Annotated in this window: 30 protein-coding genes and 1 pseudogene; 26 read left to right on the top strand and 5 right to left on the bottom strand. The window is 34.8% G+C overall.

Annotated features, from left to right (window positions below; translation table 11 throughout):
• Positions 1 to 315 precede the first annotated feature (315 nt).
• The 5 genes from E7Z79_RS06045 (at position 316) to E7Z79_RS09720 (ending at position 2,660) form a co-directional block, all read left to right on the top strand.
• Entirely contained in the window at positions 316 to 1,176 is an 861-nt protein-coding gene (locus E7Z79_RS06045; RefSeq protein ID WP_303739068.1) for a DUF1002 domain-containing protein, read from the top strand.
• A gap of 400 nt (positions 1,177 to 1,576) precedes the next feature.
• A complete protein-coding gene (locus tag E7Z79_RS06040) occupies positions 1,577 to 2,179 on the top strand; it encodes an acyltransferase (RefSeq protein WP_303739078.1) in 603 nt (200 codons plus the stop codon).
• An 18-nt stretch (positions 2,180 to 2,197) separates the two neighbouring features.
• A complete protein-coding gene (locus tag E7Z79_RS06035; RefSeq protein WP_303739067.1) occupies positions 2,198 to 2,359 on the top strand; it encodes a rubredoxin in 162 nt (53 codons plus the stop codon).
• A 59-nt stretch (positions 2,360 to 2,418) separates the two neighbouring features.
• Positions 2,419 to 2,538 carry a rubredoxin-like domain-containing protein gene (locus E7Z79_RS06030; protein ID WP_296784317.1) on the top strand — a complete coding sequence of 40 codons (120 nt, stop codon included), beginning with the start codon at positions 2,419 to 2,421 and terminating at the stop codon, positions 2,536 to 2,538.
• A gap of 11 nt (positions 2,539 to 2,549) precedes the next feature.
• Entirely contained in the window at positions 2,550 to 2,660 is a 111-nt protein-coding gene (locus tag E7Z79_RS09720; RefSeq protein WP_287412285.1) for a rubredoxin-like domain-containing protein, read from the top strand.
• Between the two features lie 13 nt (positions 2,661 to 2,673).
• Here the strand turns inward: E7Z79_RS09720 and E7Z79_RS06025 are convergent, their stop codons facing one another.
• Positions 2,674 to 3,273: a YigZ family protein gene (locus E7Z79_RS06025; protein ID WP_303739066.1), complete on the bottom strand. Its 600-nt coding sequence runs from the start codon at positions 3,271 to 3,273 to the stop codon at positions 2,674 to 2,676.
• Between the two features lie 65 nt (positions 3,274 to 3,338).
• Here E7Z79_RS06025 and E7Z79_RS06020 point away from each other — a divergent pair, with 65 nt between their 5' ends.
• On the top strand, positions 3,339 to 3,761 hold the full coding sequence (locus E7Z79_RS06020; protein WP_303739065.1) for a hypothetical protein: 423 nt from the start codon (positions 3,339 to 3,341) through the stop codon (positions 3,759 to 3,761).
• Positions 3,762 to 3,776: 15 nt separating this feature from the next.
• Here the strand turns inward: E7Z79_RS06020 and arfB are convergent, their stop codons facing one another.
• The 3 genes from arfB to E7Z79_RS06005 are packed head-to-tail and all read right to left on the bottom strand — an operon-like array spanning position 3,777 to position 5,506.
• The gene (arfB, locus tag E7Z79_RS06015) at positions 3,777 to 4,469 is read right to left on the bottom strand and encodes a 2-amino-5-formylamino-6-ribosylaminopyrimidin-4(3H)-one 5'-monophosphate deformylase (protein ID WP_303739064.1); all 693 of its coding nucleotides are present in this window, start codon (positions 4,467 to 4,469) and stop codon (positions 3,777 to 3,779) included.
• Between the two features lie 9 nt (positions 4,470 to 4,478).
• Complete coding sequence (locus E7Z79_RS06010) at positions 4,479 to 4,961, bottom strand: RNA-binding protein (protein ID WP_303739063.1); 483 nt, start codon at positions 4,959 to 4,961, stop codon at positions 4,479 to 4,481.
• Between the two features lie 53 nt (positions 4,962 to 5,014).
• A complete protein-coding gene (locus E7Z79_RS06005) occupies positions 5,015 to 5,506 on the bottom strand; it encodes a type II toxin-antitoxin system antitoxin SocA domain-containing protein (RefSeq protein ID WP_303739062.1) in 492 nt (163 codons plus the stop codon).
• 294 nt (positions 5,507 to 5,800) lie between these two features.
• Here E7Z79_RS06005 and E7Z79_RS06000 point away from each other — a divergent pair, with 294 nt between their 5' ends.
• The 3 genes from E7Z79_RS06000 (at position 5,801) to E7Z79_RS05990 (ending at position 6,848) form a co-directional block, all read left to right on the top strand.
• Entirely contained in the window at positions 5,801 to 6,031 is a 231-nt protein-coding gene (locus E7Z79_RS06000) for an LSm family protein (protein WP_292884787.1), read from the top strand.
• 57 nt (positions 6,032 to 6,088) lie between these two features.
• Positions 6,089 to 6,277, top strand: coding sequence for a 50S ribosomal protein L37e (locus tag E7Z79_RS05995; RefSeq protein WP_292793349.1), 189 nt, complete (start codon positions 6,089 to 6,091; stop codon positions 6,275 to 6,277).
• Between the two features lie 160 nt (positions 6,278 to 6,437).
• Positions 6,438 to 6,848, top strand: coding sequence for a hypothetical protein (locus E7Z79_RS05990; protein WP_303739061.1), 411 nt, complete (start codon positions 6,438 to 6,440; stop codon positions 6,846 to 6,848).
• Positions 6,849 to 6,877: 29 nt separating this feature from the next.
• Here the strand turns inward: E7Z79_RS05990 and E7Z79_RS05985 are convergent, their stop codons facing one another.
• Positions 6,878 to 7,213, bottom strand: coding sequence for a hypothetical protein (locus E7Z79_RS05985; protein ID WP_303739060.1), 336 nt, complete (start codon positions 7,211 to 7,213; stop codon positions 6,878 to 6,880).
• A gap of 159 nt (positions 7,214 to 7,372) precedes the next feature.
• On the opposite strand from E7Z79_RS05985, the gene rnc reads away from it, so the two are divergent.
• The 17 genes and pseudogenes from rnc to E7Z79_RS05900 all read left to right on the top strand — a co-directional run.
• Complete coding sequence (gene rnc, locus E7Z79_RS05980; RefSeq protein ID WP_303739059.1) at positions 7,373 to 8,044, top strand: ribonuclease III; 672 nt, start codon at positions 7,373 to 7,375, stop codon at positions 8,042 to 8,044.
• Positions 8,045 to 9,511, top strand: a complete 1,467-nt coding sequence (locus E7Z79_RS05975) for a homoserine O-acetyltransferase (RefSeq protein ID WP_303739058.1) — start codon at positions 8,045 to 8,047, stop codon at positions 9,509 to 9,511.
• Positions 9,512 to 9,544: 33 nt separating this feature from the next.
• Positions 9,545 to 10,240, top strand: coding sequence for an AzlC family ABC transporter permease (locus E7Z79_RS05970; protein WP_369693437.1), 696 nt, complete (start codon positions 9,545 to 9,547; stop codon positions 10,238 to 10,240).
• Complete coding sequence (locus E7Z79_RS05965; protein ID WP_303739057.1) at positions 10,240 to 10,554, top strand: AzlD domain-containing protein; 315 nt, start codon at positions 10,240 to 10,242, stop codon at positions 10,552 to 10,554. The genes E7Z79_RS05970 and E7Z79_RS05965 overlap by 1 nt, the downstream gene beginning before the upstream one ends.
• Before the next feature lie 8 nt (positions 10,555 to 10,562).
• Positions 10,563 to 11,015: a hypothetical protein gene (locus tag E7Z79_RS05960; RefSeq protein WP_303739056.1), complete on the top strand. Its 453-nt coding sequence runs from the start codon at positions 10,563 to 10,565 to the stop codon at positions 11,013 to 11,015.
• Positions 11,005 to 11,562, top strand: coding sequence for a phosphatase PAP2 family protein (locus E7Z79_RS05955; protein WP_303739055.1), 558 nt, complete (start codon positions 11,005 to 11,007; stop codon positions 11,560 to 11,562). The genes E7Z79_RS05960 and E7Z79_RS05955 overlap by 11 nt, the downstream gene beginning before the upstream one ends.
• A 425-nt stretch (positions 11,563 to 11,987) precedes the next feature.
• A complete protein-coding gene (locus E7Z79_RS05950) occupies positions 11,988 to 12,224 on the top strand; it encodes a helix-turn-helix transcriptional regulator (protein WP_116591747.1) in 237 nt (78 codons plus the stop codon).
• Positions 12,225 to 12,233: 9 nt separating this feature from the next.
• A complete protein-coding gene (locus E7Z79_RS05945) occupies positions 12,234 to 12,965 on the top strand; it encodes a DUF4013 domain-containing protein (protein ID WP_303739054.1) in 732 nt (243 codons plus the stop codon).
• A 9-nt stretch (positions 12,966 to 12,974) separates the two neighbouring features.
• A complete protein-coding gene (locus tag E7Z79_RS05940; RefSeq protein WP_303739053.1) occupies positions 12,975 to 13,811 on the top strand; it encodes a DUF4013 domain-containing protein in 837 nt (278 codons plus the stop codon).
• A 66-nt stretch (positions 13,812 to 13,877) separates the two neighbouring features.
• Positions 13,878 to 14,795: an ABC transporter ATP-binding protein gene (locus E7Z79_RS05935; RefSeq protein ID WP_303739052.1), complete on the top strand. Its 918-nt coding sequence runs from the start codon at positions 13,878 to 13,880 to the stop codon at positions 14,793 to 14,795.
• A gap of 9 nt (positions 14,796 to 14,804) precedes the next feature.
• Positions 14,805 to 15,530 carry an ABC transporter permease gene (locus tag E7Z79_RS05930; RefSeq protein WP_303739051.1) on the top strand — a complete coding sequence of 242 codons (726 nt, stop codon included), beginning with the start codon at positions 14,805 to 14,807 and terminating at the stop codon, positions 15,528 to 15,530.
• Positions 15,531 to 15,600: 70 nt separating this feature from the next.
• Positions 15,601 to 15,876 carry a zinc ribbon domain-containing protein gene (locus tag E7Z79_RS05925; RefSeq protein WP_303739050.1) on the top strand — a complete coding sequence of 92 codons (276 nt, stop codon included), beginning with the start codon at positions 15,601 to 15,603 and terminating at the stop codon, positions 15,874 to 15,876.
• Positions 15,877 to 15,936: 60 nt separating this feature from the next.
• Entirely contained in the window at positions 15,937 to 17,382 is a 1,446-nt protein-coding gene (locus E7Z79_RS05920; protein ID WP_303739049.1) for an asparagine synthetase B, read from the top strand.
• 164 nt (positions 17,383 to 17,546) lie between these two features.
• Complete coding sequence (gene gatC, locus E7Z79_RS05915; protein WP_303739048.1) at positions 17,547 to 17,762, top strand: Asp-tRNA(Asn) amidotransferase subunit GatC; 216 nt, start codon at positions 17,547 to 17,549, stop codon at positions 17,760 to 17,762.
• A gap of 11 nt (positions 17,763 to 17,773) precedes the next feature.
• The gene (locus E7Z79_RS05910) at positions 17,774 to 18,259 is read left to right on the top strand and encodes an amino acid-binding protein (RefSeq protein ID WP_303739047.1); all 486 of its coding nucleotides are present in this window, start codon (positions 17,774 to 17,776) and stop codon (positions 18,257 to 18,259) included.
• A 12-nt stretch (positions 18,260 to 18,271) separates the two neighbouring features.
• Entirely contained in the window at positions 18,272 to 19,291 is a 1,020-nt protein-coding gene (locus E7Z79_RS05905; RefSeq protein ID WP_303739046.1) for a homoserine dehydrogenase, read from the top strand.
• A 23-nt stretch (positions 19,292 to 19,314) separates the two neighbouring features.
• Positions 19,315 to 19,657, top strand: a pseudogene (locus tag E7Z79_RS05900) (phosphoglycerate mutase); the annotation flags it as partial.

Below are 19,657 nucleotides of genomic sequence, written 5' to 3'. Positions count from 1 at the left end.
AAATATATTTATTCTATTTAACTATTAAATGTTGATTGCTTTTTGCATTTTTTCATCAATTGTTGGTATACAATGCTTTTCGTGAATCCTATTTGATTTTGGCAAAAAATTTTCAAACCTCATTTTTTCATATTTTTTCAATATTCATTTTCTAAAATATTTTGATTGAACAATTTTTAGAATATCTGATTATTGCATTGTTTATTTTTTACATATTTTTTTATATCTAAATTTCATTAAATAATTTTCAAAAAACTGCAACATTTATATACTAGTTCGGCTAACTTATGATAGGAATTCAGTGAGGTGAAAATAATGAAAAGAATTACTATACCAATATTAGCTTTAATCCTATTGGGTATGTTAATCCCAGTTGGATTTGCTGCCGATTCCAATCTTGTAATAACATATGGTGAAAGTACTTATGCAAACAATGATTACAAATCAGTTGTTGATGCATTCTTTGTAAATCAAGCAAATGTTGATTTGAATAATGTGAACTCAAAAGTAATCACTGCTGATCAGGTTAACCAAGTATCAAGCGGTATTACAGGTAAATCTTACTCATCAGATCAAATATTTTCCTCCGCATTCCTTGATTTGAATGACAATGATAATCTGGAGGTCAGTGTGGACAAATCAAAAATTACCACAATTACAGGTAACATGTACATTTCCGCATTGAAATCAGCTGGTATCACCAGCGGGCATGTTTATGTAACAAGTCCAATGGAAGCTACCGGTGAATCTGCTCTTGCAGGAATAATGAATGCTTATGAGGAAGCTACTGATGTTGAAATTCCAGAAACTGTAAAAGAAGCGGCAAATGATGAAATCTACACTCAAGCTGAAATTGTGGAAAATTCCGGTGTAGATGCAGAAAAATTATCACAATTAGTTGATGACGTAAAACAAGAGGTATCAAGCGATAATGTGACTGATCACGATACAATTGTGAATATCATTAACAATTATGTCCAAACCAACAATATCAACATTACAAGTTCAGATATTGAAAACTTGGCGGACACTATTGAACAAGTGCAAAATGTTCAAGGCGATGTAAACTACTACAAAGGTCAAGTCGATGATCTTTTGAATAATGGCAATTCAACCGGCGGTTTTTCCCTTGATGCATTATTTGACTTTATCAGAACATTCACTAATGGGAGCTAAATCCCATTAGCTATTTTTTTTTAATGTGATTTTGAAGATGATTCAAAAAACATGAGTTTTTTTCAATTATTTAAAAATGAACCGCTTAATATATATACTAATGAACAACATAAATAAAGTCACTAACAAATTTAATTTAATTTGATGAAGGTTTGATAATATGGTTAGGTTTTCACAAACTCTTGATGATGCGCCATCAAGAACTCAAAAAAAATATCACGCTCGAGAGGGGGAAAGACAGTATTATGAAGAACGAACTGCTGATTCCAGGACTATTGACGATATTGTTTACAGTCAGTTTCCTAGACCAAAGCAGGTGAGAAGACCAGTTTATAGGGATGATGGATATGCTGAACCGGAATCCTATGAAACTATTAATGTACTTCATGAAAAGCCCCAAATTGAAAGAGAATCTATCCAACCAGATTATTCCAAACCAGAATTGACCTTCCCTCCTGATCAGAACATTCAATTTGGTGTTGAATACTCTCCAAATTCAAAACCGCCTGTTATTGGTAATAACTACACAATCCGTTCAAATTCAATTATCTACAATGACGTGGTTATTGGGGACAATTTCAGAACAGGGCACAATGTTGTGATTCGTGAGAATACCAATATCGGTGATGATGTGCTGATTGGAACCAATACCGTTATTGAAGGGGATGTCATCATTGGAAATGATGTGAGCATTCAGTCCAATGTATATATTCCAACCAATTCTGTAATTGAGGATAACGTGTTTATCGGGCCTTGTGCTTGTTTTACCAATGATAAGTATCCTGTAAGAATCAATTATGAACTTCAAGGACCTAAAGTCAGACGTGGAGCTTCAATTGGAGGAAATACCACATTCCTGTCCAATGTTGAAATTGGTGAAGGTTCCATTGTGGCTGCTGGAGCTATTGTCATACATTCCGTTCCACCATTCTATTTGGCTATCGGAACACCTGCACGTATCAAGCCGCTTCCAGATCATTTGAAAGTTCCTAATAGATTTTAGTATTTAAGGAGATTAACTATGGCTAAATATAAATGTAAGATTTGTGGATATATTTTTGATGAGGACAACATTGAAGAAGGTTTGAATATTCCATCAGGAACCAAATTTGAAGATTTGCCTTCCTCATTCAAATGCCCAAAATGCAGAATGGCAAAGTCAATGTTTGAAAAAATAGATTAATTTTATATATTACAAAAATACATAATACTATTAATAACAAATTAAGGAGATTGTTAATCATGGCAAAGTTTAAATGTAAATTATGCGGTTTTGTAACCGATGAATATGATGAACTTCCAGAAGACTTTAAATGTCCGATGTGCGGTGCAACTGCTGACATGTTTGAAAAAATTGAATAGGATTGTTTAACATGGCTTATGTTTGTAAAGTTTGTGGTTTCGTTTTAGAAGAAGACGAATTACCAGAAGACTACGTATGCCCAGTATGCGGTGTACCTGCAGCAAATTTTGAAGAACAATAAGTTCTTCATTTTTTTAAATTTTTTCTAAAAATTGTTTATTTTTAAAATTGACACTTATTTTATTAGAGTATTTTCCAAATATTTTTTCTATATCCCGATTGTCTTTTGAGACAACTTGATAATGTACTTTATCCGAATAATCTTTTTCTATTGCCTCAAGGGAATTGTTTCTAATTTCAGTGTCGACTATTTTGATGTCAGAGTATTCAAAAATAATTTCATAAACGTCATACTCTTCAATTTCAACAATGTCCGCTTGCCCAACAGCTTCCATAACTGATTTGGAATATGCACGAACAAGTCCTCCGGCACCAAGCTTTATTCCACCAAAATATCTTGTAACTACTGCGGTCACGTTATGAAGCTCGTTTTTCCTTAAAACGTTGATCATTGGTTTGCCTGCGGTTCCGCCAGGTTCCCCGTCATCATCAAACCCTTCTCCATCTCCGACAATATATGCAGTGCAGTTATGGGTTGCATCGCTATATTTCTGATTTACCATTTGAATGATTTCCTTTGATTCCTTCTTGTTTTTGGTTGGGTAAAGGGCACAAATGAACTGGGATTTCTTGATGTTGATTTCGCTTTGCACCGGGTTTTTAATAGTCTTCATAATATCCAATATATTTATATATCTCATCAAACATATTAACTTTAATTAATTTAGAGGTGATAATTGTGTCAAGTAGATCAGCTACAGTTTTAGTAATTTTTATAGTTGCTGTTCTTGCATTTTGTTTTGCAAGCGTTTTCGCATCTATGACCGGTCCGATTTCAATTTTGCCTAATGGAAGTGAATCTGGAGGCGTATTGGATAACCTTTCAGCAATCACTGATGATAATTCAAATAGTTATAACTATCAAGATTATAACGATTATTCAGAAGATTACTCTTCCCATGATGACTCTAAAGTAGAAACAACTACGGATGATTCGTCAAGTAATTCAGATTCACATTCAAGTGATTCAAATTCTAATTCTGGTTCTAATTCTGAATCAGGTAATAATGATGGTTCAAATGTTGAGACCACAACAGACAGTTCATCTCAAGACAGTAGTAGTAGTGGCGGTAGTTCAAACGTTGAAACTACAACCGGATAACTACTCTTCTTTTTTTTAAAAATCTAATAGTTTTTCAACATCGAATATTACTGCATTAATTGCCAGGTTAAATAGTCTATGGCCGTATTCTTCATCGATGTAGACGCCGTTTTCTTCAACGTCCATTGCACCTTCTTCGATGTTAGGGTCATCCCTGCGGGCTTGTTTGAATCCATGCAATCCAACTTCCTCATATTCGTCAATGTTTGCCTGGTTTTCAAGTTCATCCTCATTAACGATGCCCAAAACCTTAGCCATTGATAACTCTCCGCTGCCTCCGTGCGGACCTTCAGATGAGATTACCTTGTTGTTGAATGTGATGGATAAACCGGTCTTGTCTTCAATGTCCCATAGTTCAGCCACCAATGGAATGTTTCCTCCATGGGCATTGACGATGACTACTTTCTCAATATCCAAGAATTTTTTGGCCTGGTTTAGTGTATTGATGACATTTTCTTTCAGTTCATCAAGGGAAACATGGACTCCATGGTCAATTGTGTCTAGTTCATAGGCTGGAAATATTATTCCCAGAAATTTGGCTCCGGTTAAGAGGGATGACTGAAATGCGATGTGCGCTCCGATTTTAGCGTCGGTGTCGATTGGCAATGCAGGTCCGTGATTTTCGAGGTGGGATCCCAGTGCGATTATTCCGATTTTGTGAACTCCAGGATCTCTGATGTTTCCTGCTCTGTATCTTAGCTCTGCCATGTCCTCACCTCATATTTCAAAGTTCCAGATGTCGTCGCCGACATAGTGTTTGGTTTCAACAGCTTTTCCGGAGTCATTTGCAACCATTTCCTCACCGCTGATTAGGCTCACTCCAATTGCCAATGGTTTTCCATGAGTTTCATCAATGATTAGGACGATGTCTCCAGGTTCAACGCCTTCGGATGTGTCAACGATTCCGGGACTCATGATGTCAGCTCCATTGCTTACAAATCTGATGGCTCCCATATCTACGGTAACGGTTTTTGCATCGATTTGATTGGCAAGAGCTGCCTTAAGTGTTGGGAATGGTTTATCATCAATAATTATGATGTAAGGTTCTCCATCTACCAAAATAAATGAATTAGGTTCGGCTTCAAGTATTTCAACATTCTTTTTTCCTTGAAGTAAATCTCCATATTCTCCTAATTCCGCTTTTATTTCTTTAATTTTCTTTTTTTTCAAGAAATTTCTTTTTTTGACTTTAATTACCATGATATCCCAATATTATTTTGTTAAATAATATTTGTTGTTTAAATTTAATAAAGTTATTTGTCAATTATTGAATATTCATTATCCCTCGAAAAAACATGTCTGAAATCTATTTCATCACCAAACTCCGCAATGCTTATCGGAGGATCCTTTTTTGCATATTTTGTTATTGTGGTTGCATTTTCATTGCTTAATTTATCGATTGAATGATTGATTATTTCAAGTTCCCTTTGGCTGAATTTGAGATCGGGGATTATGGTCAAATAGTATCGGTATATTGTTCTGTTGTAGTATGGCTCTTTTCTGAAAAACAATTGCTTTTTTGAGATTAGCTCTTCACTGATTTCCCTAAAGTGTGTTGGCCTTATTCCCCTTTTTGACTTGATGTATGTTTCATTTGTAAGCAATTGGCCGTAAAGCTCATAATAATCGAAATCAATGAAATACATTATGCTGCAGAGGACTGTCTTTCCAAAATTCGGCTTTTGATGGCATTGGGATAATATGTACATTATCAGGTCGATATATTTTTCACGGTCAAATCTCATTGGTATCACGGTGATGGTCGGGTGGAAATATTTTTGTATGAGATTAAATTTAAGTAAAGTGTGAGAGCATTTGAAAAGTAATATTTGGTTAATATTAATCTCAGGGATAGTTTTTTCTTATATTTTGCCTTAATTAAGGTAACCTTTATATAGTAGGTTAGTTATAATTAATAGTATTAGTTTTAATTAGGTTTTGTCTTATCTTAACTTGATTATATTATGTCTAATAATGAGTATTATTTATACTCGATTCATATTAAAAAACTAAAATTTGTAATAATATAAGGTGATATAATGAGCGGACAAAATGTTCAAAGACCACTTGACGCATTAGGAAAATCTGTGGATGCTCCTGTTTTATTAAAACTCAAAGGAGATCGTGAATTTAGAGGTATACTTAAGAGCTTTGATTTACACATGAATTTAGTTCTTAATGATGCAGAAGAGTTACAAGACGGAGAAGTAACAAGAAAACTCGGTGTTGTGCTCATTAGAGGAGACAATATTGTTTATATTTCACCATAAGTATTATTCAATACTTTTCTAGATTATATTTTTACGATAGCTTAAGGAGGTGTATCAATGTCAAAGGGAACTCCATCAATGGGTAAAAAGAATAAAAAGACCCATATCAGATGCAGAAGATGTGGTAAAAACACTTACCATATACGTAAAAAAGTCTGTGCTTCTTGTGGATTTGGTAAATCCAGTAAATTAAGGAGATACAGCTGGCAAAATAAAAAACCAACTACTAGACAAAGATTAGTATAAGTTGGCTGAAATTTTGAAGATTATTTTAATAATCTTCTTCAAAATACTTTTTTTAACTAAATACCTAATTTTATTGAAAACTTTTTTTTAGATAACTTTATTAACTATTTCGATTAATTTAGTTTTAAGCATAACGAATGTTTTTTTAGGAGGCTAATTAATGACTGATTTAAATGATATTGCTCGTGAACAGAATGTAGATTTAGAAAACTGTGTTGTTTTTGTAAGAGGCAATGATGATATATTGGCTGTTGATATTTCCAATGCCGGAATTAGGCAAAGAAGTGATGATACTATGGGATTCACTTTTTCAATTGCTCCAAAACAAGCATTAGCACTTGAAGAATACTTCAATAAATTCGCTACTGGTGAAAAATTTTATTTTGATATTTCACAGACAGGTTATAGGCCGGTCTATTATAGGGGTTTGTCCCCAATGACTAAGGAAGTCAGCAAGGAATATGAACCGAAGTTCAATATTACTCTGTTTGCCCAAAAGGCTGTTGTTGAACCTGAAGATTCATATTTCGCACCTACATGTGCCTGCTGTGAGTTTTGTCATATTGACTAGGGTTTGAAATTTAAAAAAAGGGAGAACTTCTATAGTTCTCCATCCAATGCATCCCAAAGATTCACTGCCCAGCCTTGTTTACCGTCGATTACCATATCCAGTAATCTTACCTTGCCGTCCTTAAAGCGGAACAGTCTGTAGTCCAGTTGGGGTTTTTTGGCACTGCCTTCTTTGTTGCAGTCAAGATAGATTCCTTCACTATATTCTTCTTCAAAATTTCCAGCCTGTACAAAGTCTCCGACTAATGAATAACCATTTTTAACACTTTTATCCAATTGCTCTACGGTTTTTAGCCATCCGCCTTGTGCTCTAAATTTTATGTCTGGATCGATTCTTGTTATTTCTTCTTGCCAATTAATTATCATTATACCAAATCCTTTTTGATTTTAATTTGGAATTCCCTATATAAATGGCATGTGCGAGAGCATTTGAAAAGTAATATTTATAACTATTGTTATATATACTTATATATAAGTTCAATCACATAATTAATAGTAATATTGAATATTAAGTCTGGGCTTTAAATGAATTTATTTGAAAAATTTAATATTGAAACTGATAATGAACATTTATATGAAATTGCATTCACACATGCTTCATATGCAACTATTCATGATTTGGATTACAATTATGAAAGATTGGAATTTCTAGGAGATTCCGTTTTAAGTTTAATCGTTTCAGAATATTTATTTAAAAAATATCCTCATTATGAGGAAGGAGAGTTAACTAAAAAAAGGTCAAACTATGTTTGTCAAAATGCATTAATCTATTACTCTCAAAAGCTAAAGCTAAAAGATTACCTTCGGGTTTCAGCTGAAGAATCAAATCTGACAAAAAACGAGGTAATATCCATTACTGCGGATATTTTTGAATCTTTTCTGGGAGCAATATTTATAGATCAGGGCATTGAATTTGCAAAGGATTTCGTTTCCGAATGGATTTTTAAATATATTGACCAGGAAAGAGTATTCTTTGAAGATTACAAATCCGCAATGAAGGAATATGGGGATGCTAAAGAGAAAAATATTGAATATCACATATTAAAGGAATATGGTGTTCCTCATGACAAGACATTCATCATGGCCTGTTTGGTTGACGGACAGGAAATGGGTGTTGGAAGAGGTAAAAATAAAAAAGAAGCTGAACAATCAGCTGCAAAAGGTGCAATGCGCAAATTACGACTTGGGAGAAATTAAATGAACAAAGAATCTGTCGGAATTGTTGAGACAAAATATCTCCAAATTGAAGAGCCAATTGACTTGGACAGTGGCGAAACTATAGATGAAGTTACTGTAGCCTATGAGACATATGGCGAACTCAACAAAGAAAAATCAAATGCTATTCTAATCTGTCATGCCCTAACAGGTGATGCACATGCTGCAGGATGGCATGACGGAGATAAAAAGCCTGGCTGGTGGGAAATTGTAATAGGTCCGGGAAAAGCCTTGGACACTGAAAAATATTTCATAATCTGTTCAAATGTTTTAGGCGGATGTAAAGGAACAACTGGCCCTAGTTCAATTAATCCAAAAACTGGAAAGGAATACGGTTTGGATTTCCCAGTTATCACTATCGCTGACATGGTTAAAGTCCAAAAGAAACTTGTCGAGGCATTTGGAATCGACCAATTGGTTGCTGTCATCGGCGGTTCAATGGGAGGGATGCAGGTTCTTGAATGGATGGTGTCCTATCCTACAATGATGAAAAAGGCAATTCCTATAGCAACAGCTGCAATGTCTTCCCCGCAGCAAATTGCATTCAATGCAGTAGGTCGCCAATCAATATTTTCCGATCCTCATTGGAAGGGTGGAAATTATTATGAATCTGGCGTAATTCCGAGAAATGGTTTGTCTTTGGCTCGTATGATTGCCCACATTACCTATTTGAGTGATGAATCCATGGACATCAAATTCGGACGTGGCCTTCAGGATAAGGATGAAATCAGTTACGATTTTTCAGTCGATTTTCAGGTTGAAAGTTACTTGAAACATCAAGGCGAGACCTTTGTAAAGCGTTTTGATGCAAACAGTTACCTGTATATCACAAAAGCCGTGGACTTATTTGACTTGTCAGTAAACGACTCATTAATCGATGGGCTTAAGGATGTTGAGGCAAAGGTTCAGGTGCTTTCTGTTGATTCAGATTGGCTATATCCGACCGAGCAAAGTACAGACATTGTGACCGCCCTTAATGCAAATAATGTTGATGTATCATTTTCAGAAATAAAATCCAACTATGGGCATGACGCATTCCTGCTTGAGAAGGGACAATTGAATTATCTATTTGCAAATTTCCTTTCAGAAAATGTTGTTGAAGACTTGATGATGGAAAACATAGCGACAATTAAGGCAGATGCTGACGTTGTTGAAGCGGCTAAATTGATGTTGGATAAGCATGTAACACATATTCCGGTTGTTACGGATGAAAATAAACTGATTGGAATTGTAACAAGTTGGGATTTATCCAAATCCATCGCTACAAATTCAAATCGTCTAACTGACATCATGACAACCACTGTCAAATATTGTAATGCCGGTGATACAATAGAGGAAATTGCTCGTCACATGCGTAAATTTGACATATCATGTCTTCCTGTCGTTGATGAGGATATGGTTGTTTTAGGTTTGATTACAACTGATCAAATCAGTAATTTACTTAGTTAAATTACACTTTTTTTTTAATTTTTTTGGAGAGATATTATTTCAAGAACTGCTAAATTTATTGATGGTGCCAAAAAGGGTATTCCGATTACATTCGGATATGTTCCAATGGGTATTGGATATGCTGCAATTGCTATAAAGGCAGGAATGACTCCCCTTGAGACAATATCCATGTCATTTTTAGTTTATGCTGGAGCGGGCCAAATCATTGCGGCGTCAATGGTTTTAAGTGGAGCAACTGCAATGGCAATCATATTGACAAATTTTGTAGTTAACTTAAGGTATTTTGTAATGTCCACATGTGTCCTGAACAAGGTTGAGGATTCAAATACTCCGTTAAATATCCTGGCGGCTCATGTGACTGTCGATGAATCCTTTGCGATGTTTTCTTTAAGTGATGACTCAAGCATATGGACATATCTTGGAATTGCGATAACAGCATGGCTGAGCTGGTGTTTGGGGGCAGGAATAGGTGTTGTACTTTTGGATCTGCTTCCGGTAATTGTCACAAACAGTTTCAACATTTCATTATATGCATTGTTTGTAGCTATTTTAACACCTGCGGTCAAGGAAAACAGACAGATTGCGCTTTTGGTATTGGTAACCGCAGTTTTAAACATTGTCTTAAGTCAGTTTTTAGGAAACTGGTCTCTAATCGTTTCCACTTTGGTTGGAGCGGCAATTGGAATGTATATAGTTGATGATGAATATCTTCTTTCGGGTGATGCCTAATGGATTACATGGCTTTGGTTATTTTAGGCTGTGCAGTTGTAACATTCATTCCAAGACTGATTCCTGCATTGTTCATTGACAGGTTGGAGTTTCCTCCGAAAGTGGAGAAATTCCTGAATCTGATTCCTTACACTGCCCTTGCTGCACTGATATGCCCAGGGGTTTTGACAGTTGACAATCAGCTATGGTATATAGGTTTGATAGGGGCAATTGTGGCAGCGGGACTTGCCTGGAAGAAGGTTCCACTTGGAGCTATTGTAATTTTAACTGTGGTAATTTTAATTGCGGTCTATTCAATTGTACCGTTCTTTTAGGTGACCATATGATGATTGGAGTGATATTTTTAGCGATGTTGTTGATTCCGAATATTATTTGGAGTTTCAACAAACCTAAGGATTATGACAGATATGTCAAAAATGAAAATAGGATACTTCTGGCCTTTGAGAGAATAGGTCAAATATTGGTGATCGTTTTTTCATTGTTTTTCAATAATTATAATAATGATTTGGTCTTAACATTAATTATTGCAGTTGTACTGATGATACTATATGAAATGTATTGGTTGAGATATTTCAGGAGTGACAGGCAAATGAGTGACATGTATTCTGATTTTTTGAAAATACCTCTTGCGGGAGCTACAATTCCCGTTTTGGCATTTTTCTTTTTAGGAATATATGGACAAAATATATTTCTGATAATTTCAGTAATTGTTTTGGCAATTGGCCATATTGGGATTCACTTAAACCATAAAAAGGAGATTAATAATGTTCAGTGAGATTAATGTGGATTTATTCTATTTCTTCAATCACAATTTTCAAAATCCAATCTTTGATGCTATAATGCCTATAGTAACTCACTTTGGAGGATTTAAGGTATTGATAGTTGTGCTGCTTGCCATTATTCTATATGCTCATTTAAAGGATAAGAAAACTCTTAAAAGAATCAGTATATTGGCTTTGATTGCATTTTTATGTTCGGATATAGTTACAGCTATCTTAAAACATCTGATTAGTGAGCCAAGACCTTTTGTAACTTTGGATAATGTACGTTTGCTGATTAATGAAACCGATCCTCTTTCATTCCCGTCAGGTCATACCACTTCAACGCTATCCTTCGTAACATTTTTTGTATTGAACATGAAAGAATTGGCCAAAAAACATTATAAAATAATAGATGCTGCCTTAATTCTTTTTGCAGTTGTCATTCCATTTTCCAGAATGTATGTGGGCGTACACTACCCTGGCGATGTCCTGGCAGGGGCGATTATTGGTATTTTAGGTGCATGGATTGTCAACAGATACAAAACAAGAATAAGAGTATAGTCCAAGCAGTTTTTTTTAGGGAAATGGGTTGATAATTGTATAAGTTTGATTTGTATTTTTTCTGCTTGGAACTATTTTTGCAACAAAATCTGTTATAGAAATGTTACATATGTTAAAGATGTATGACTACCTATATAAATCTTTCGTTTTTAATTTCTTTATAAAAAAATACTTAATTTTTTGTTAAATTATTATTTGTGGATAAATATCTATTTTTATTTTAAAATTAGTTTTAAAAATTCTTATTAATAAAATTTAATTGGAATTTTACTGTTTATAATGCTTTTTAAATGATTTAATTAATTTTTATAAAAACCGTTAAGTTTATATACTATGTAATCTAACATTAACATAAGTAATTAGTTTTTAACATAATTACTGAAGTACTTAAATACTTTTTGCAAAAAATTAATTTGTGGATTACTATGAGAACCATGATTAAATATTTAAGACAAGAGCTCAAAATGAGCCAAAAAGAATTGGGTGATAAAGTTGGAGTTACCCGACAGACCATTAATGCGCTTGAAAATGGCCGGTACAATCCATCTTTATTTTTAGCTTATGAAATAACCCAAGTCTTTAATAAAATGATGTTTAAAGGAGATCGAGAAAAATACTTTGTTATGGAAGAAATATTTATTTTCGATGATGATTACTATTAGGTGATAAAAATGATTTTAGATATATACAAAGATGCACTGGAATATTCCGCTAAGGACTGGAAAACTCTAGTGAAATTAGGATTAATCTGTTTATTCAGTTTCTTATTGCTTCCGGCATTTCTGGTAACAGGTTATAATTATAGAGTTATTAATAATGCGGTACATGGGGTCATAAATGGAAGAGACCCATTGCCTGAATTTGATGAATGGATAAGCATGTTCATTGATGGTGTAAAAGTTGTAATTGTTCAGATTTTGTATTTGCTCGTGCCGATCATTATCTTTTTGATATTTGCCATTATCGCAGTAAATACAACTGGTATCGCATCATCTATAATCATGCTTATAGGTTGTATAATAGCCTTTGTCGCTTTTGTCGTTGGAGTGTTGATGGCTCAAATGGGATTGTGTCACATGGCTTATAATGAGGGTGCATTCTCAAAAGCATTTGCTATAAATGAGATAAAAGAGGTCATAGATGAAATTGGATGGTTTGAGTGCATTGCAACAATATTGGGATTAATAATCATAACTTTAGTTATTTCCTCTGTTGTTTCAACAATCATAGGAATAATATTTACAGCATTCGGTGTATCCACTGCTATTTTAGGTCTTGACCCAAGTGCAATATTCATATTGGGATTCATGGTCAACTCCTTAATTACAATGTTCCTTGTCGGACCATACTTAAGCATATTCAATTCAAGATCCCTTGGATTGTTATACACAATGCAGGTATGAGGCATTTAAATGGCAAGCATTACTGACTGTGTCGTTGAAGGATTGAAATATCCTTTCAATGACATCAAAAAACTTTTAGGATTGGGAATACTATTTGTTATCTTTGATTTGATTTCAATGAGTTTTACCCTTAAAACTGTTGATGTAACCAGAATGATTGTAGACACTTTAGAAAAAACCAATGCTACTGCATCCACTTTAAGCTATTCACAGTTGCCTAATGGAGATATCTATTTGGCTATTGCGATATTAATAGTGGGATTCCTCGTATCATTGTTCATAATGGGATACCAGTATAAGGTGATTAGCTTTTCAATAAACAGGAAAGATGACCTTCCAGGATTTGGAGACATCGTGGGCATGTTTATCAAGGGAGTAAAGTATTTCCTTGTAAGTATTGTATACGCTATTCCTTCAATGATTGTGGCATTTTTAGCAATACTGGTAACAAACAACTCATCATTATGGCCAGTCATAATGATAATTTCAGTTTTATTGATGGTGATTTCTTATTTCCTCCTGATTATGGCATTGAACAATATGGTTGCACATGACAGCATTAAAAAGGCATTTGACTTTAATGAAATAATCGGAAATATTTCCAATCTCGGTTGGGGCAAATATATTGGAACAGTCATCTTCACAGTAATCGTGTTCATGATTATTAACATTGCTATTGGAATTGTCATGAGCTTTTTGACTGTAATATTTGCAGCGACTGTTAACAATCAGGCAATAGTAATATCAATAGTCATATCAATTATTGAAGCATTATTCGTAACCTCCTACTGCAGCGTATTCTTCAATAGGGTTTGCGGATCGATATATAGAGAATCAATCAAATAGTTGGAATGCATTTAAACATTCCATTTTTCTTTTTTTTTTTAAGTGATTTTATAGGGAGTTTTTAACATGGTAGACTACGTTATCGAAACAAACAATCTGTCAAAAATATATTCTAGAAACAAGGTTGTGAATTCAGTTAATATGCATGTTGAAAAAGGGAAGATATATGGTCTTTTAGGAAAAAACGGAGCCGGAAAAACCACAACAATGTGTATGCTACTGAACCTCACATATCCAAGCGCTGGAGAAATATATCTTTTTGGAAAAGATCCTAAAAGACATTCAAATGAAATCTATCAAAGAATAGGTTCAATCATTGAAACTCCAGGATTTTACGAAAATCTGACCGCATATGAGAACTTGAAAATCATTGGAAAAATAAGGGGCGATTATGACCCTCAAAAAATTAGGCTAGTTCTTGAAATGGTTAATTTGGGAGAAGTGAAATCAAAAAGATTCAAAGACTTCTCATTGGGTATGAAGCAACGTTTGGGAATAGCTGCGGCAATTCTGCATAATCCTGAATTACTTATTTTGGATGAACCGATTAATGGTCTTGACCCTTTTGGAATAAAGGAAATCAGAACATTGCTTAAAAGACTGTCACATGAATTTGGAATAACAATTCTCATTTCATCACATATATTGAGTGAAATTGAAAATCTTGCCGATGTCATAGGTTTTATGGACAACGGTGTTTTAATCGATGAAATGTCAAGAGAGGAGTTACATGACAGGTTAAACAAGTTTGTTGAATTTGAAGTATCCGACATTAATCTTGCAATCAGTATATTTAATGAATTGGAGCTTAAGGAAAATGATGATTACACATTTGACAACGATACGATTCGCCTCTATTCTCATCTGAATATGAGGGATAAATTTAATGCCCTGTTTGTTAAGGCAGGGATTGATGTTAAAAAGGTGAATTTGTGTGAAGAAAACTTGGAAGAGTTCTTCACAAGATTCGTTTCCAATAATTGAGGTGATGGGATGTTAACTTTCATAGAAATGGAATTTTTAAAACTTAAAAGATCAAATATATTCCTATTGAGTTTAATGGGGGCCATTTTACCTCCATTTCTAATGTTTATAGCAGTGTTTGCATTTGGTGAAGGCCATACTTTTGAATTGTTGTTCGATAATGTAAATATGTACATGTCAGCATTATTTGCAGTCCTGCTTTTTGCAATAATGATTTCCTACCTGTTTGGAAGGGAATACAATGAACATACTCTTAAAACAATGCTGACTATTCCAGTATCCCGAGGAAATTTCTTGTTAAGCAAATATGTCATGTTTTTAATCTGGATTTTAATATTGACAGTTGTCACAAGTTTATCAACACTTGTCTTGGGTTTTATTGCAGGGCTTGATGGATTTAGCCTAAAGCTATTCATTGACAGCTTCGCCCAGCTTCTCTTTGCAAGTGTTCTGCTGTTCTTAACATTCTCCCCATTCGTATTCCTTTCATTGGTGATTACAAATATGGTTCCGGCAATGGTTGGAGGGGCTGGCTTGGCATTGGTGAACATTTTGATTTACGGACAGAGCTGGGCGCCTTATGTTCCTTGGGTATGCCCATATTTGATTTCCTCTGGCGAAATTGCGAAATATGGTACAAGCATGACAGTATCTTACGGCGTTATCTTGGCAACTTTTGTAATCGGATTAGTTATATCATATATCTACTTTACAAAAACGGATGTTGTACTTTAACATTACTTTTCAAATGCTCTCAAATGTTTTAAATACTTAAAAGTAAAAATAATGGATAGGATGTGATACTATGAACGAATTTGAAAATCAAAAATTCTGTCAATCTTGTGCAATGCCTCTAGCGGATGACGAACTCTTCGGAACCAATGCTGATGGCAGCAAAAACGAAGACTACTGCATATACTGCTTTAAGGATGGAGAATTCACATCCGACATGTCAATGGAGGAAATGATGAATTTCTGCATTGATAAGATGGTTGAAGTTCATCCTGAATTTGATAAGGAGCAGGCAAGCGCAATGATGAATGAGGTATTTCCTAAATTAAAAAGATGGGCAAATGATTAATCAGCTCATCAATTCTTTTTTTTTAAATTTTAAGTATTATTAATTTCATAACATTATATCATGTGTTCAATAGTAGGCCTTCAAGGTAACGTAAAAGCGGATGATATTGTTAAGATGTTAAAAACCTCAAAAAACAGGGGTCCTGATTCATCAGGTCTTTTTTTGGATAAAATTTACACTGACATTGATTTGGATGAATTTGAAGATGAGGGTACCTATCCGATAGCTTTTGGCCATAACCTGCTTTCAATCTATGATTTGAATGATAGAGTTTCCGAGCCACAGCCGGTATCAAATGAAAACCTTACTATGGTCTTCAACGGTGAAATCTATAATTTCAAGACAATAACAAACCTGCTTTCCAAAGTTGGGGTGCAAAAGGAGATTTTATCAGATGCGGAAGCACTCCTTTACCTGATTGACTGTTACAATAAGGAAGATCTTGTCAAGGCGATCCAAATGGCAACCAGGCTGGCCGATGGAGATTATGCATTTGCTGTTTGGGATGGTGAAAACTTGGCGCTTGTACGTGATCCTCTTGGAGTGAAGCCACTATTCTATGCACAAAATGATGATTTGAAGGGATTTGCATCATCAAAACAATCTTTAAAAGATGTTGGATTTGATGAAATCGAAACCTTAAAGCCGGAACATATCCTATTTAACTGGGAAGATATAGCTCCTGCACAGGCAATATATGAGAAGGTCTTTGAAGGCGATGTAGCTAAAATAGACAAGATGTTAAAGCTAAGCGTTTCCAAAAGAATTGACGGATTGACTGAGCTTGGCGTAATATTTTCAGGAGGCCTTGACAGTTCATATCTTGCATTGCTTTTAAAGGAGATTTCGGAAAATGTTCCATTGAAGGTCACTCTTTATGCGGTTGGCGCTGAAGGATCAAAGGATGTTGAAGCGGCGATTTATGCATCAAAATTCCTCAATCTTGATTTGAAAATCTGTGAAGTTACAGAAGAAATGGTCCGTGAAGCCATTCCAGATGTCGTTAAGGCAATTGGCGATGATAACCTGATGAAGGTTGGCGTTGGCCTCACCACATACTTTGCAACTAAGATGGTTGCTGAAGATGGTTTGAAGGTGGCATTTTCAGGTCAGGGTGCCGATGAGCTGTTTGGGGGATACAAAAGGTATCTTCAAAGCTTTGTGGATGGAACACTCAACTACGATTTGAGGGTTGACATGTCAAACATGTATCACGTAAACCTTGAAAGGGATGATGCATGCTCAATGCTTAACGGCGTTGAACTGAGACTGCCGTTTTTGGACAAGAACCTGGTGGAACTCGTCCTGAACATTCCCGACAACAAAAAGATAGTTTCAATGCATGATGATATGAGAAAAAGCATCTTGCGTAAAATCGCTTTTGAAGAGGGCCTTGACTATGAAATAGCCTACAGGCCTAAAAAGGCAGCCCAATATGGAACCGGAATCGACAAGATATTGAGAAAGAAAATCATTAAGGATACTGACATTTCTCAATTTTTATAATAATTTTTTAACTTATTTTTTTTTAAATTATTATTTTATTTTGGAACCAAAATCGAAAAACCGATTTTGAAAATCGACAAAGTTTTTGAAAGAGTATTTTCTTTAACTTTATTAATGTTAAAAAACATAATAATTATATTATTAATTAATAGGAGTTTATATTAATGACAATCGAAAAAGATGCAGAAGATATTATAGAAAAATTCTCAAAAATATTGGAAGACATTCCGGATTCTGACGAAACCTGGTACATTACCGATAATTTAAACCTAACTCGTGAAGATGAAGCTCATGAGAAAAATCCTGAAAAAATATTAAAAAATGCCAATATTGATAAAGATGGAAATCTTATTGTGAAAAGAGCTGATTGGACAAATTAAGAGGGATTTATATGAGAATAAACTTGGTTCTAGAACTTTTAGATTCTCCAGGACAGTTAGTTAAAGCATTAGAACCAATAAGTGTGTATGGTGCTAATCTAGTAACTGTCATTCATAAGAGAGATTATAAAAACGAAAATGGGAAAGTTCCGGTTCAGCTTACTTTAGAGGGTGAACATGAAGACCTTAAAAAGGTGGTTGACAGATTTGAAGAATTAGGATTTTCCATTATTGAATTGGATGGTGTTGTTAGAAAAGAAAAAATCACTACAATATTCTTTGGCCACATTGTAGACCAAGACTTAAGGGACACTATGGACAGAATAAATGAATTGGACGGTGTTGAAATTGTGGCATTTGATATTAAATTGAACGGTGAGGAAAAATCCACCGCATTGATTAATATCGAAGCGGATATTGGCAAAAAGCAAATAGTATTTGATAAGATTGCAGAAATTGCAGAGGAAAAGGAATTGCTAGTGATTAATGAAGTTTAAGTGATGATTATTATGGATGAATGTAAAGTCATTATCATGGGATTCGGTTCAGTTGGCCAAGGTGTTGCCAATGCCTTATCCATGAAAAAAGATTTAATTAAGGATAAAACTGGTGTTGCAGTAAAGGTAGTTGCAGCAGCAGACTCATCTTCATCTGCAATCTCACAAGATGGCTTAGATGAAGAATTACTTGTAAAGACTAAAAAAGAGAAAGGAAAACTATCAGCATATCCTGAATTTGGGTCTGATAAGAATGGTGCAGATGTATTGGATGCTGTTGAATACGATTGTCTTATAGAAGCAACTCCTACAAATATCGTTGATGCACAGCCTGCACTTTCACTAACCCTAAAGGCATTCGAACAGGGAAAAGATGTTGTAACCTCAAATAAGGGACATTTGGCCTTAAAATTCAAGGAAGTTGTTGGTGCTGCTGAAGAGGCCGGTGTGGAATTCAAGTATGAAGCCAGTGTTGGTGGATCAATGCCAATCATCAATTTCACAAAAGATACTTTAGCTTCCTGTGAAATCAAATCAATCAAAGGTATCCTGAACGGTACCACAAACTACATTTTATCAAGAATGACTTCTGAAGGTTCAGAATATGAAGTCATCTTAAAGGAATCACAGGAATTGGGTATTGCAGAAACCGACCCGACCCAGGATGTTGAAGGTATTGATGCAGCATGTAAAACCGTCATCTTGGCAAATTCTCTATTGGGAATTGATGCAACCTACAGTGATGTTAAGGTTGAAGGTATTTCAAAAATTAACTCCCAAGCCATTGAACTGGCCAAAAGGGATGATTACCTGATAAAATTAATTGCTGAAGTATCCCCTGACAATCTGCAGGTATCTCCTCGTTTGGTTAAAAGAGGAAGTTCCTATGATGTAAGCGGAACCTTGAACATGGCTACAATCAAGACCGATTTGGCTGATGAGGTATCCGTAATTGGACTCGGAGCAGGTTCCCTTGAAACCGCTTCTGCGATGTTGACTGACTTGATTAGTATTTTAAAAAATAAATACTAATTCTTTATTCTTTTTTTGATAATATGAAATATGTAATTTTTATTCCTGATGGTTCCAGTGATTACCCTGTAGATGAATTGGACGGCAAAACCCCTTTAATGGTGGCTAATACTCCAAATATTGATAAATTGGCCAAAAAAGGTTTTGGAGGTTTTACAAACAATGTTCCTGAACAGTATACTCCAGGTTCTGACGTTGCAAATATGAGCATTTTCGGATTCAATCCTGCTGACTACTATACTGGACGTGGACCTTTAGAAGCAGGCAGTGAAGGCATTCCAACAAAACCTGAAGATGTTATATTCAGATGCAATACAATATTCAGCGAAAGCGATGCAATGGATGACTTTAATGCAGGTCACATTT

Origin of the sequence: Methanobrevibacter thaueri, from assembly GCF_015062905.1 — an archaeon.
Lineage (GTDB): Archaea > Methanobacteriota > Methanobacteria > Methanobacteriales > Methanobacteriaceae > Methanocatella > Methanocatella thaueri_A.
This window is presented reverse-complemented; position numbering and strand designations above follow the sequence as displayed.